8 protein-coding genes and 1 pseudogene are annotated in these 12,894 nt (G+C 63.5%); all 9 read left to right on the top strand.

The genetic code is table 11. The features are described from left to right. The first annotated feature begins 33 nt into the window (after positions 1 to 33). The 9 genes and pseudogenes from ACIU1A_RS26140 to pyc all read left to right on the top strand — a co-directional run bounded on the left by ACIU1A_RS26140 (position 34) and on the right by pyc (position 12,770). Positions 34 to 1,326: an NAD(P)/FAD-dependent oxidoreductase gene (locus ACIU1A_RS26140; RefSeq protein ID WP_404928017.1), complete on the top strand. Its 1,293-nt coding sequence runs from the start codon at positions 34 to 36 to the stop codon at positions 1,324 to 1,326. Between the two features lie 16 nt (positions 1,327 to 1,342). Beyond that, positions 1,343 to 2,344: a 4-hydroxyproline epimerase gene (locus ACIU1A_RS26135; protein WP_140554899.1), complete on the top strand. Its 1,002-nt coding sequence runs from the start codon at positions 1,343 to 1,345 to the stop codon at positions 2,342 to 2,344. Positions 2,345 to 2,679: 335 nt separating this feature from the next. Further along, positions 2,680 to 3,582: a branched-chain amino acid ABC transporter permease gene (locus ACIU1A_RS26130; RefSeq protein WP_140493067.1), complete on the top strand. Its 903-nt coding sequence runs from the start codon at positions 2,680 to 2,682 to the stop codon at positions 3,580 to 3,582. A gap of 52 nt (positions 3,583 to 3,634) precedes the next feature. Then, positions 3,635 to 5,185, top strand: a complete 1,551-nt coding sequence (gene livM, locus ACIU1A_RS26125) for a high-affinity branched-chain amino acid ABC transporter permease LivM (protein WP_404928016.1) — start codon at positions 3,635 to 3,637, stop codon at positions 5,183 to 5,185. Then, complete coding sequence (locus ACIU1A_RS26120; protein WP_404925603.1) at positions 5,185 to 6,690, top strand: ATP-binding cassette domain-containing protein; 1,506 nt, start codon at positions 5,185 to 5,187, stop codon at positions 6,688 to 6,690. The genes livM and ACIU1A_RS26120 overlap by 1 nt, the downstream gene beginning before the upstream one ends. After that, positions 6,690 to 7,418: an ABC transporter ATP-binding protein gene (locus ACIU1A_RS26115; protein WP_404925602.1), complete on the top strand. Its 729-nt coding sequence runs from the start codon at positions 6,690 to 6,692 to the stop codon at positions 7,416 to 7,418. Before ACIU1A_RS26120 ends, ACIU1A_RS26115 begins: the two co-directional genes overlap by 1 nt. A gap of 17 nt (positions 7,419 to 7,435) precedes the next feature. Beyond that, positions 7,436 to 7,783, top strand: coding sequence for a DUF6867 family protein (locus tag ACIU1A_RS26110; RefSeq protein ID WP_140649965.1), 348 nt, complete (start codon positions 7,436 to 7,438; stop codon positions 7,781 to 7,783). 137 nt (positions 7,784 to 7,920) lie between these two features. Further along, a complete protein-coding gene (locus tag ACIU1A_RS26105; protein ID WP_140493083.1) occupies positions 7,921 to 9,039 on the top strand; it encodes a branched-chain amino acid ABC transporter substrate-binding protein in 1,119 nt (372 codons plus the stop codon). A 273-nt stretch (positions 9,040 to 9,312) separates the two neighbouring features. Then, positions 9,313 to 12,770 (top strand): annotated as a pseudogene (gene pyc, locus ACIU1A_RS26100) (pyruvate carboxylase). The last annotated feature ends 124 nt before the right edge of the window (positions 12,771 to 12,894 follow it).

Here is a 12,894-nt window from a genome sequence, read left to right as displayed (position 1 = left end):
GGCGGCGCCCAGGTGACAGGAAGTTCCAATTCGATGGAAGCGCGGCGGCGCCCCGCCCTGCGGGCGTCTTCTCCCCGTGAACAGGGGGAAGTAGTGGATATCGCCATCGTCGGCGGCGGCATCATCGGCATCTGCGCGGCGGCGTTTCTTGCCGAGGCGGAGCGAAACGTCACGGTCTACGACCGCACCGGCATCTGCGAGGAGACGAGCTCCGGCAATGCCGCCGCCTTCGCGTTTTCCGACGTGCTGCCACTGGCGCACAAGGGCATGCTCCGGCAATTGCCGAAATGGCTGGCCGACCCGCTAGGCCCGCTCGCCATCCCGCCCGCCTACCTGCCGAAGCTGCTGCCCTGGCTGATCCGCTTCTGGCGTGCCGGCTCGGCGAAACACTACGAGGCTGGCCTGGCGGCGCAGGCCGCAATGATGGCGCTCGCCGAGGCCGAATGGATGGGCCTGCTCGACCGCTCCGGCACGAGGCGGATGCTGCGCGAGGATGGCTCGCTCGAACTCTACGAAAGCGAGGCCGAATTCCAGGCCTCGCTGTCCGGCTGGGCGGCGCGCCAGCGCTTCGGTATCGGCTTCCGCCATGTCGGCGGCGAGGATCTGGCAGAGCTGCAGCCCGGCCTGTCGCCGCGTTTCGGCAAGGGCACGTTCGTGCCGGGCTGGAAGACGGTCGCCGATCCAAAACTGCTCGGCAAGGCGATCTGGGACTATGCGCAGTCCAAGGGCGCGCGGTTCGAGAAGGCCCGCATCGCCGGCGTCGCCGCGGACGGGAACGGCGCGACGTTGACGCTGGCCGACGGCACGACGCGGCAAGCCCGGCAACTGGTCGTCACCGCCGGCGCCTGGTCGCATCTGCTGGCGCGGCAGCTCGGCGACCGCATTCCGCTCGAAACCGAGCGCGGCTACAACACGACGTTGCCAAAGACCGCCTTCGAGGTGAAGCGGATGCTGATTTTCTCCGGCCAAGGCTTCGTCATCACGCCGCTCGACACGGGCCTGCGCATCGGCGGCGCAGTCGAGCTCGGCGGCATCGAGCGGCCGCCCAACTACGCGCGCTCGAAGGCGCTGCTGCGCAAGGCGCAAGACTTCCTGCCGGGCCTCGATCCTTCGGGCGGACGCGAATGGATGGGGTTTCGTCCCTCGCTGCCGGATTCATTGCCTGTCGTGGGCCGCGCATCGGGAAGCCGGCCGGTGGTCTACGCTTTCGGCCACGGCCATCTTGGCCTGACCCAGGCTGCTGCGACGGGACGGTTGATCCGCGAGCTTGTCCTGGGGCAGACTCCGCCGATGGACGTGGCCCCCTTCAGTCCACAACGGTTTTGATTTTTCGAGGAGCGTCATGGCCAGGAAATCCTTCTTCTGCATCGACGGCCACACCTGCGGCAACCCGGTGCGGCTGGTCGCCGGCGGCGGCCCGCTGCTCCAGGGTTCGACGATGATGGAGCGGCGCGCACATTTCCTGGCCGAATATGACTGGATCCGCACCGGCCTGATGTTCGAGCCGCGCGGCCACGATGTCATGTCCGGCTCGATCCTCTACCCGCCGACGCGTGAGGATTGCGACATCGCCATCCTGTTCATCGAGACCTCGGGCTGCCTGCCAATGTGCGGCCACGGCACCATCGGCACGGTGACGATGGCCATCGAGCACGGGCTGATCAAGCCGACGACGCCCGGCGTGCTCAGGCTCGACACACCGGCCGGCCTGGTCATCGCCGAATACAAACAGGTCGGCGAATATGTCGAAGAGGTGCGCATCACCAACGTGCCCTCCTTCCTCCATGCCGAGGGCCTGACGGTCGAATGCCCCGGGCTCGGCGAGATCGTCGTCGACGTCGCCTATGGCGGCAATTTCTACGCCATCGTCGAGCCGCAGAAAAACTATCGCGACATGGCAGACCATTCGGCGGGCGACCTCATCGCCTGGAGCCCGGTGGTGCGGCAGCGGCTCAACGAGAAATACTCTTTCGTGCATCCGGAGAATCCGGGCATCAACCGGCTGTCGCACATGCTGTGGACCGGCGAGCCGACGGTGTCGGGTGCGGACGCGCGCAATGCGGTCTTCTACGGCGACAAGGCGATCGACCGCTCACCGTGCGGCACGGGCACCTCGGCACGCATGGCGCAGCTCCATGCCAAGGGCAAGCTCAAGGCCGGCGATGCGTTCGTCCATGAATCGATCATCGGCTCGCTGTTCAAGGGCAAGGTTGAAAAAGACGTCACGGTCGCAGGCAAGCCGGCGATCATTCCCTCGATCGGCGGCTGGGCGCGCATGACCGGGCTCAACACGATCTTCATCGATGACCGCGATCCGTTCGCGCACGGCTTCGTCGTCAAATAGGCGATTCATCACGCTGCGGAAGGTCGGGAAGGACAAAAAGGATTGCTGTCACGAGCGCAACGAATCGTCTCATCAACTTATTTTGACGGCGATTTCTTCGAAATGGAGCGCATGATGACGCTTAATCGTCAAAGACATTGCGTTATGCCAATGATAGGGTCCGCGATAGTCCAGGGGGCGGGTGCGAAAAAACGGGCAATCGAACGGCGTGCAGTCGGAAACACGCATGACGATCAAAAAATGACGTTGCAATCCCGCCTCGAAACTTTACGACTAGGGGAAATACGAAAAGGAATGCGTCTGCATGGGCGACATTCCAGGGGAGCCATGTACACATGCAGTATTTTGTCCAGCAGCTTATCAATGGGCTGACGCTGGGATCGATCTATGGGCTGATCGCGATCGGCTACACGATGGTCTACGGCATTATCGGCATGATCAACTTTGCTCATGGCGATATCTTCATGGTGGGCGCTTTCACGGCGCTGATCGTTTTCCTCATCCTGGGTGCCCTGTTCTATTCGGTTCCCGTGGTCATCGCGCTGCTGGTGATGATGATCGTGGCGATGCTGCTGACCAGCCTCTACAACTGGACGATCGAGAAGGTGGCCTACCGGCCGCTGCGCGGCTCGTTCCGGTTGGCGCCGCTGATCACCGCCATCGGCATGTCGATCGCGCTGTCGAATTTCGTGCAGGTGACGCAAGGCCCGCGCAACAAGCCGATCCCGCCGATGGTGTCGAAGGTCTACAACATCGAAGGCATCAGCGTGTCGCTGAAGCAGATCATCATCGTCGTCGTCACCGCGTTGCTCTTGGTGTTGTTCTGGTACCTGGTCAACAAGACCTCGCTTGGCCGGGCGCAGCGCGCCTGCGAGCAGGACCGCAAGATGGCGGCGCTGCTCGGCATCGATGTCGACCGCACCATCTCGATCACCTTCATCATGGGCGCGGCACTTGCCGCCGTCGCCGGCACGCTGTTCCTGATGTATTACGGCGTCATCGCCTTCTCGGACGGCTTCGTGCCCGGCGTGAAGGCATTCACCGCAGCGGTGCTGGGCGGCATCGGTTCGTTGCCGGGCGCGGTGCTGGGCGGTCTTTTGATCGGCTTCATCGAGAGCATGTGGTCGGCCTATTTCTCGATCGACTACAAGGATGTCGCCGCCTTCTCGATCCTGGCTATCGTGCTGATCTTCCTGCCTTCCGGCATTCTCGGCCGGCCAGAAGTCGAAAAGGTCTGAGATCATGGCCGTCACCGTATCTCCCGAGCGCGACACCGTCGCAGCCACGCCCATGCAGCGCGCCTTGCGCGAGGCCTTCTATGCCGGTGCCATCGCGCTCGGCCTGTTCGTGCTGTTTATCGGGCTCAAGACCGACCAGAACATCTCAAACGAGCTGATCCTGGTGCAGCGCTGGGGCCTGCTCGCCGCAGTGGTCATCGCCACCGCCGTCGGCCGCTTCCTCTATGTCGCCTACGGCCAGCCCTTTTTGGCCAACCAGAAGATCGCCGACGTCGCCACCGGCTTGCTGCCGGCCAGCGTGGCGTCGCGCTTCTTCCTCTTTCCAGCCTTCATCGTGGCCGTCATCGTCGCGGCGCTGCTGTTCGTCTTCAGCAGGTCTCTCGCCGGCTGGGTAGGGGCGGAGCCGGCCGGCTATCTGCAATTCCTGCGCGCCCTTGCGGTCATCTACGCGCTGGCCTGCGTGATCTACTATTTCCGCGGCTTCATCCATGCCAACTTCACAAAACTCGGCATCGCCGCACTGGTGCTCTATCCGATCATTGTCGTGGGCATGCTGTCGCTGATGTCGTGGTCGCTCGTCGGCGGGCTGCAAGGGTCGCTGAAATGGGTCGATAATTTCGGTATCCAGATCCTGATCTATGTCATGCTGGCCTGGGGGCTGAACATCGTCGTCGGTCTGGCCGGCCTGCTCGACCTCGGCTATGTCGCCTTCTATGCGGTCGGCGCCTATGCCTATGCGCTGCTCGGCACGCATTACGGCCTCTCCTTCTGGATCCTCCTGCCGGCCGCAGGCGCCATGGCCGCCTTCTGGGGCGTGCTGCTCGGCTTTCCGGTGCTGCGCCTGCGCGGCGACTACCTAGCCATCGTGACGCTTGCCTTCGGCGAGATCATCCGGCTGGTGATCATCAACTGGCGCGAGGTGACCAATGGCTCGGCCGGCATTTCCGGCATCCCGAAGGTCACCTTCTTCGGCCTGATGAGCTTCAACGTCTCGGATCCGAACTACATCGGCAAGGTGCTGAACATCGCCACATCGAGCGCCTATTACAAGATCTTCCTCTATTACCTCATCCTGGGGCTGGCGCTGCTCACCGCCTTCGTCACGGTCAGGCTGAGGCGCATGCCGGTCGGCCGCGCCTGGGAAGCCTTGCGCGAGGACGAGATCGCCTGCCGCTCGCTCGGCATCAACACCACGACCACCAAGCTGACCGCCTTTGCCACCGGGGCCATGTTCGGCGGTTTTGCCGGCTCGTTCTTCGCCGCCCGGCAAGGCTTCGTCAGCCCCGAATCCTTCGTCTTCCTGGAATCGGCCATCATCCTGGCCATCGTCGTGCTTGGCGGCATGGGATCACTGGTCGGCATTGCCGTCGCGGCTCTGGTCATGATCGGCGGCACCGAGGTGCTGCGCGAACTCGACTTCCTCAAGCAGGTCTTCGGACCCGACTTCACGCCGGAACTCTACCGTATGCTGCTGTTCGGCATGGCCATGGTGATCGTCATGCTGTGGAAGCCGCGCGGCTTTGTCGGCAGCCGTGAGCCGACCGCCTTCCTCAAGGTGCGAAGGGCTGTCTCCAGTTCCTTCACCAAGGAGGGGCACGGCTGATGAACGCGAACCCCTCCATGAACGACGCCATCCTGAACGTCGAACACCTGTCGATGAAGTTCGGCGGCCTGGTCGCGATCGGCGACCTGTCCTTCACCGCCAGGCGCGGCGAGATCACCGCGCTGATCGGGCCCAACGGCGCCGGCAAGACCACCGTGTTCAACTGCATCACCGGCTTCTACAAGCCGTCGGAAGGCATGATCACTCTCACCCGGCAGGACGGCTCGATCTACCTGCTCGAACGGCTGCCCAACCATGAGATCCCGGCGCGCGCCAAGGTGGCGCGCACCTTCCAGAACATCCGCCTGTTCTCGGGCATGACGGTGCTCGAGAACCTGCTCGTTGCCCAGCACAACAAGCTGATGAAGGCTTCGGGCTATACGGTGCTCGGCCTGTTCGGCTTCAGCGGTTACCGCAAGGCCTCGGCCGAATCCGTCGAACTTGCCAAGCACTGGCTTGAGAAAGCCGATCTGGTCGACCGCGCCGACGATCCGGCCGGCGACCTGCCCTATGGCGCGCAGCGGCGCCTCGAGATCGCGCGCGCCATGTGCACCGGCCCGGAGCTTTTGTGCCTCGACGAGCCCGCCGCCGGTCTCAATCCAAAGGAATCGGCCGCGCTCAACGACCTGCTGATGGACATCAAGAACAACACCGGCACCTCGATCCTGCTGATCGAGCACGACATGTCGGTGGTCATGCAGATCTCCGACCACGTCGTGGTGCTGGAATACGGCCGCAAAATCTCCGACGGCAATCCGCAGTCGGTGCGCACCGATCCGCGCGTCATCGCCGCCTATCTCGGCGTCGACGACGAGGAGGTCGAGACCGTGCTGACCGAAGTCGGCGACGAGGACGTCATCGAGCAACTCGATACCGGTCCCGATGCCGCGCATGGTCCGGGAACATCGTCGTCCTATCTCGCCGGCCCGGTGAGCGACACGGTCGGCCACAGCGAAGGCGAGCGCATCACGGTGTCGAAGGGCGCCTCGAAAGCGGCGCAGGTCGATGCGCGGGCAGCGAGCGTTGCGGCCAAGGCTGTCGCGCCAGCACCTGCTTCGAGGGCCAAGCCGGCGGCGAAGCCGGCCACCAAGACGAGTATCAAGACAGGGGCCAAGACGACGCCGGCCGCGAAGGCCGCCGGCATCTCGAACCGCCTCACGGCGCCCCGCGGCGGCAAGGCCGACAATCTCACCCGCATCAAGGGGATCGGCGCGGTCAACGAGAAGAAGCTCAACGAACACGGCATCTTCCACTTCGACCAGATCGGCGCCTGGAAGAAGGCCGATGTCGAGGCCGTCGAAGCGTATCTCGCCTTTGACGGACGCATCGCCCGCGAAGAATGGGTCAAGCAGGCCAGGCTGCTTGGCCAGGGCAAGGACACGGAATTCTCGCGCCGCGTCGACGCCGGCAAGGTGGCGACGAGCCATGCTTCCGGTAAGCAGGCAGCAAAGCCTGCGACAGGAGCGGGCAAGCCCGTTCGGGCCAAGCGCGGAGGGGGCAAGTGATGGCCGGGAAGACGCTGCTCGATATCAAGGGCGTGCAGACCTATTACGGCAACATCCGTGCGCTGAACGGCGTCGACGTCACCGTCAACGAGGGCGAGATCGTGGCGCTGATCGGCGCCAACGGCGCCGGCAAATCGACGCTGATGATGACCATTTTTGGAGCGCCGCGCGCCCGCGCGGGCACCATCACCTTCGCCGGCGCCGACATCACCCAATTGCCGACGCACGAGATCGCGCGCTTGCGCATTGCCCAGTCGCCGGAAGGCCGCCGCATCTTCCCGCGCATGACGGTGATGGAAAATCTGCAGATGGGCGCCAGCCTAGACAACCTCAAGCACTATGATGAGGACGTCGAGAAGGTGTTCGCACTGTTCCCGCGCCTGAAGGAGCGCATCGGCCAGCGCGGCGGCACGCTGTCGGGCGGCGAGCAGCAGATGCTGTCGATCGGGCGCGCGCTGATGGCGCGGCCGAAGCTGCTTCTTCTCGACGAGCCGTCGCTCGGCCTTGCGCCGCTGATCGTCAAACAGATCTTCGATGCCATTCGCGAGCTGAACCGCACGCAGGGGCTGACCGTGTTCCTGGTCGAGCAGAACGCCTTCGGCGCGCTGAAGCTGGCGACGCGCGGCTATGTCATGGTCAACGGCAATGTGACCATGAGCGGCACCGGCAAGGAACTGCTCGCCAATCCGGAAGTGCGCGCCGCCTATCTCGAAGGCGGCCATCACTGAGTTCAGGAGTCCTTACCATGCAAGGCATTCTCTACGAGGAACCGTCCATCTGGCAGTTCTTCTTCGTCACCTGCCTGCTCGGCGGCTGGGCGGCATGGATGACCGGCAAGGCCAGCGCCCAGACCTGGCGCAGCTTCATCCAGCTGTTCGCCTATCTGCTGGGTCTCGGCATTGGCATCCGCTTCATCCATCACGCGCTGTTCAACGGCACAATGTTCTCGCTCCATTACTATGTCGTCGACACCATCGTGCTGATGATCCTCGGCTTCGTAGGCTATCAATACACACGAACCAACCAGATGGTGACACAGTATAATTGGCTCTACGAAAGAGCTTCAATCTTGAGCTGGAAACCGAAAGGTTGACGTTCATCATTAACGCCGTTTCGGGGATGAATCGGCGTGACAAGTGCCTGAAAATCGGCAAACTATGCTTTCTGCGATAAGGGTGGGCATCGCATGAAAGCTTCATCCACGCCCACTCCGTTAATGGGAGCGTTTAAATGAAAAAATCACTTTTGTCCGCCGTCGCCCTGACCGCGCTGATCGCGTTCAGCGGCAATGCGTGGGCTGATCTAATGGTCGGCGTTGCTGGCCCGATCACGGGTCCGAATGCCGCCTTCGGCGCACAGTTGCAGAAGGGCGCGGAGCAGGCGGTCGCCGACATCAATGCGGCGGGCGGCATCAACGGCGAGCAGATCAAGCTCGAAGTCGGCGACGACGTCTCCGATCCGAAGCAAGGCATCTCGGTCGCCAACAAGTTCGTCGGCGACGGCGTCAAGTTCGTGGTCGGCCACTTCAACTCGGGCGTCTCCATTCCGGCGTCGGAAGTCTACGCGGAAAACGGCATCGTCGAGATCACGCCTGCCGCGACCAACCCCCAGTTCACCGAGCGCGGCCTGTGGAACGTGTTCCGCACCTGCGGACGCGATGACCAGCAGGGCGGCATCGCCGGCGGTTATCTGGCGGCTAATTTCAAGGACGCCAAGATCGCCGTCGTGCACGACAAGACCACCTACGGCCAGGGCCTTGCCGACGAGACCAAGAAGGCTATGAACGCCAAGGGCGTGAAGGAAGTCATGTATGAAGGCGTCAATGTCGGCGACAAGGACTTCTCGGCGCTGATCGCCAAGATGAAGGAAGCCGGCGTCTCCATCATCTACTGGGGCGGCCTGCACACTGAAGCCGGCCTGATCATCCGCCAGGCGGCCGACCAGGGCCTCAAGGCGACGCTGGTTTCCGGCGACGGCATCGTGTCGAACGAACTGGCTTCGATCGCTGGCGACGCGGTCGCGGGCACACTCAACACGTTCGGCCCGGACCCTCGCCTGATTCCGGCCAACAAGGAACTGGTCGAGAAGTTCCGCGCGCAGGGCTTCGAGCCGGAGGCCTACACGCTCTACGCCTACGCGGCCATGCAGGCGATCGCCGAGGCAGCCACCTCTGCCAAGTCCAATGACCCGCAGGAAGTTGCCAAGGCGCTGCACGAGAAGGGTCCGTTCAAGACCGTGCTCGGCGACCTCTCCTACGACGCCAAGGGTGACCCGACGCTGCCCGGCTACGTCATGTACGAGTGGAAGAAGGGCGACGACGGCAAGTACACCTACGTCCAGAAGATGTAAGCCTGTCCGCATTGACTTCACGGAAATGCCCGGCGCCTCGCGCCGGGCATTTTCTTTTACGGAAGCAGCGATCGCGCGTTTATTATCTGGCAAAGATCCTCGTTTTGAGGACAGCGGCGGCTTTCCACTGATGTTCAGCCGTTTGGGGCCACGCTCAAGGCGAAGAATCGGGTTTAAATCGGTTTAAACGCGCGTCAAATTTTGTTTGCACTGCAGCATTTTCACGCTAATCATGGCGCTTCTGCTCTTCCTTCCGCTGCTGGAGCCCAATCCTTGGCCATCACGAAGATCCTCGTCGCCAACCGGTCCGAAATCGCCATCCGCGTGTTTCGCGCGGCCAATGAACTCGGCCTCAAAACGGTGGCGATCTGGGCCGAGGAGGACAAATATTCGTTGCATCGCTTCAAGGCCGACGAGAGCTACCAGGTCGGGCGCGGGCCGCATCTCAACAAGGACATGGGGCCGATCGAAAGCTATCTCTCGATCGAGGAGGTGATCCGCGTCGCCAGGCTGTCGGGCGCCGATGCGATCCACCCCGGTTACGGGCTGCTTTCGGAAAGCCCCGAATTCGCGGAGGCCTGCGCCGAAGCCGGGATCACCTTCATCGGGCCCAAGCCGGAGACGATGCGCCGGCTTGGCAACAAGGTCGCGGCGCGCAATCTGGCCATCGAGGTCGGCGTGCCTGTCATTCCCGCCACCGATCCGTTGCCGGACGACATGGAGGCGGTCAAGAAACTTGCCACGGAGATCGGCTATCCCCTGATGCTGAAGGCTTCGTGGGGCGGCGGCGGCCGCGGCATGCGCGCCATCCGTGCCGAGGCCGATCTCGCCCGCGAGGTCACCGAGGGCAAGCGCGAGGCGAAAGCCGCCTTCGGCAAGGACGAGGTCTATCTCGAAAAGCTGATCGAGCGCGCCCGCCATGTCGAAGTGCAGATCCTGGGCGATACCAGTGGCAATGCGGTGCATCTGTTCGAGCGCGACTGCTCGATCCAGCGCCGCAACCAGAAGGTCGTCGAGCGGGCGCCCGCGCCCTATCTCAGCGAGGAGCTGCGCCAGGAGCTGTGCGGCCATGCGCTGAAGATCGCGCGCGAAACCAGCTATATCGGCGCCGGCACGGTCGAGTTCCTGCAGGACGCCGACACCGGCAAGTTCTATTTCATCGAGGTCAATCCGCGCATCCAGGTCGAGCACACCGTCACCGAACAGGTGACGGGCATCGACATCGTCAAGGCGCAGATCCACATTCTCGACGGCTTCGCCATCGGCACGCCGGAATCGGGCGTTCCGGCACAAAAGGACATCAGGCTGAACGGCCACGCGCTGCAGTGCCGCATCACCACCGAGGATCCCGAGCACAATTTCATCCCGGACTATGGCCGCATCACTGCCTATCGCGGCGCCACCGGCTTCGGTATCCGCCTCGATGGCGGCACCGCCTATTCGGGCGCGGTCATTACCCGCTTCTATGACCCGTTGCTGGAAAAGGTGACCGCATGGGCGCCGACGCCGGCCGAGACAATCGCACGCATGAACCGGGCGCTGCGCGAATTCCGCATCCGCGGCGTGGCCACCAACCTGACCTTCCTCGAAGCGATCATCAACCACCCGAGCTTCGCCGACAATTCCTACACGACCAAGTTCATAGACACGACGCCGGAGCTGTTCGAGCAGGTCAAGCGCCAGGACCGCGCCACGAAGCTGCTCAACTATCTTGCCGACGTCAGCGTCAACGGCCATCCCGAGACGCGCGGCCGGCCGCAGCCGAAAGCCGATGCCGCCGCACCCGTGGTGCCCTACCTCAACGGCAATGTGCCCGGCGGCAGCAAGCAGAAGCTTGACGTGCTCGGTCCGGAAAAATTCGCCGCCTGGATGCGCACGCAAAAAGAGGTTCTGGTCACCGACACGACGATGCGCGACGGCCATCAATCCCTGCTGGCGACGCGTGTGCGCACGCACGACATCGCCGGCATAACGGGCACCTATGCGCGTGCCCTGCCGCAGTTGCTTTCGCTTGAATGCTGGGGCGGCGCCACTTTCGACGTCGCCATGCGCTTTCTCACCGAGGATCCCTGGGAGCGGCTCTCGCTGGTACGCGAGGCGGCGCCCAACCTCCTGCTGCAGATGCTTCTGCGGGGCGCCAACGGCGTCGGCTACACCAACTATCCCGACAATGTTGTGCAGCACTTCGTCAAACAGGCGGCATCAGGCGGCATCGACCTGTTCCGGGTGTTCGACTGCCTGAACTGGGTCGAGAACATGCGCGTCGCCATGGACGCGGTCGGCGCCGAGGGCAAGCTGATCGAGGCCGCGATCTGCTACACCGGCGATATTCTCGATCCCACGCGGGCGAAGTACGACCTGAAATATTATGTCGGGCTGGCGAAAGAGCTCGAGGCGGCCGGCGCCCATATCATAGCGGTCAAGGACATGGCCGGGCTGTTGAAGCCGAGCGCCGCGCGCGTGCTGTTCAAGGCGCTGCGCGAAGCGACAGACCTGCCCATCCATTTCCACACACAGATACATCGGGGCTCTCAGCGGCAACGGTTCTGGCGGCGGTAGAGAGCGGCGTCGACGCCATCGACGCGGCGATGGATGCGTTCTCCGGCAACACCTCGCAGCCCTGCCTCGGCTCTATCGTCGAGGCGCTGAAGGGCACCGAGCGCGATCCCGGGCTCGACCCGCAATGGATTCGGAGGATCTCCTTCTACTGGGAAGCGGTGCGCAACCAGTATGCCGCCTTCGAAAGCGACCTCAAGGGGCCGGCGTCCGAAGTCTACCTGCACGAGATGCCGGGCGGACAGTTCACGAACCTCAAGGAACAGGCGCGTTCGCTTGGGCTGGAGACGCGCTGGCACGAGGTGGCGCAGACCTATCATGACGTCAATCTGATGTTCGGCGACATCGTCAAGGTGACCCCGTCGTCCAAGGTGGTCGGCGACATGGCGCTTATGATGGTCAGCCAGGACCTCACCGTCGCCGACGTCGAGAACCCGGCGAGGGATATCGCCTTCCCGGACTCGGTCGTCTCGATGCTGCGCGGCGATCTCGGCCAGTCGCCTGGCGGCTGGCCGCAGGCGCTGCAGAAGAAAGTGCTGAAGGGCGACAGGCCGATCACGGCGCGGCCGGGCTCGCTGCTCAAGCCGGCAGACCTCAAGGCCAGCCGCAAGGAGATCGAACGGAAGCTCGAGCGCAAGCTCAGCGAATACGAGTTCGCTTCCTGGCTGATGTATCCGAAGGTCTTCTCGGACTTCGCGGCCGCGCAGGAAACCTACGGTCCCGTCAGCGTGCTGCCGACGCCGACCTATTTCTACGGCATGAAGCCCGAAGACGAGGTGTTCGTGGACATCGAGAAGGGCAAGACGCTGGTCGTGCGCTGCCAAGCGATCGGCGACGTGGACGACAAGGGCATGGTCACCGTGTTCTTCGAACTCAACGGCCAGCCGCGCCGCGTCAAGGTGCCCGACCGGGCGCATGGCGCGTCCGCCGCCAAGGCAAGGCGCAAGGCCGAACCCGGCAACGAGGCGCATGTCGGAGCGCCGATGCCGGGCGTCGTCTCGGCGCTCGCTGTGGCCGCCGGCCAGGCCGTCAAGGCCGGCGACGTGCTGCTTTCCATCGAAGCAATGAAGATGGAAACGGCGCTGCATGCCGAGCGTGACGGCACGGTCGCCGAGGTGCTGGTCAAGGCCGGCGACCAGATCGATGCCAAGGACCTGCTGATCGCCTTCAGTTGAGAGCTCGCAAGAGAGAGCCACAGACTGTCGGCTTCTGTCGGCAGCCCTGCCAGCCTGTTCGATAACCGCTTGACCCGCCGTCCCCGGTCGGGCATCGAACCGCAGAAATTTGCGGCGGCACGGT

Origin of the sequence: Mesorhizobium maamorense, assembly GCF_044998965.1 — a bacterium.
In the GTDB taxonomy this organism is placed as follows: Bacteria; Pseudomonadota; Alphaproteobacteria; order Rhizobiales; family Rhizobiaceae; genus Mesorhizobium.
This window is presented reverse-complemented; position numbering and strand designations above follow the sequence as displayed.